This window comes from Pandoraea sp. ISTKB, from assembly GCF_001721285.1.
Classification (GTDB): Bacteria; Pseudomonadota; Gammaproteobacteria; order Burkholderiales; family Burkholderiaceae; genus Pandoraea; species Pandoraea capi.
In genome coordinates this window covers 1-755 of the sequence record NZ_MAOS01000106.1, presented here as the reverse complement: position 1 = coordinate 755, position 755 = coordinate 1, and the positions used below count along the sequence as shown (strand labels likewise).

The 755-nt window shown below is 59.6% G+C and carries 1 protein-coding gene; it reads left to right on the top strand.

Annotation, left to right across the window (positions count from 1 at the left end):
- Positions 1 to 755: ABC transporter ATP-binding protein (locus tag A9762_RS27785; RefSeq protein ID WP_069345184.1), on the top strand; the 755-nt coding region annotated here is incomplete at both ends.

Sequence of the window (755 nt, the reverse complement as noted above, 5' to 3'; positions counted from 1 at the left end):
GTGCTCGACTTCGCGCTGCTCTACATCATGCTCGCGCTGGGCCTGAACATCGTGGTGGGCTTCGCCGGCCTGCTCGATCTCGGTTACATCGCGTTCTATGCCGTGGGCGCGTACGTCACGGCGTTCCTGAGTTCTCCGCACCTTACATCGCAGTTCGAATGGATCGCGCATCTGTTCCCGGGCGGCCTGCATGTGCCCGTGTGGTTCACGATTCCGATCGGTGCTGCGGTCGCGGCGATCTTCGGCATCTTGCTCGGTGCGCCGACGCTGCGTTTGCGCGGCGACTATCTGGCCATCGTGACGCTGGGTTTCGGGGAGATCATCCGTATCTTTATGAACAACCTGGATAGCCCGGTGAATATCACTAACGGGCCGAAGGGCATTACCGGCGTCGAGCCGATCTCCCTGTTTGGATTTGATTTCTTCAGCAATCACGAGATATTCGGTTTGCAAGCAAATCCCGTCTATCTCCACTATTACCTGTTTGTCACGTTGGCCGTCCTAATCGCATTGGTATGCGTGCGTCTGCAACATTCGCGCATGGGCAGGGCGTGGATTGCCGTGCGCGAAGATGAGACGGCCGCCAAGGCGATGGGCATCAACACACGCAACATCAAGCTGCTCGCGTTCGCCATGGGCGCGTCGTTCGGTGGCGTGGCGGGTGGCATGTTCTCCGCGTTCCAGGGCTTCGTCTCGCCCGAGTCGTTCACTTTCTGGGAGTCGATCGTCGTGCTCTCGATGGTGGTGCTCGGCGG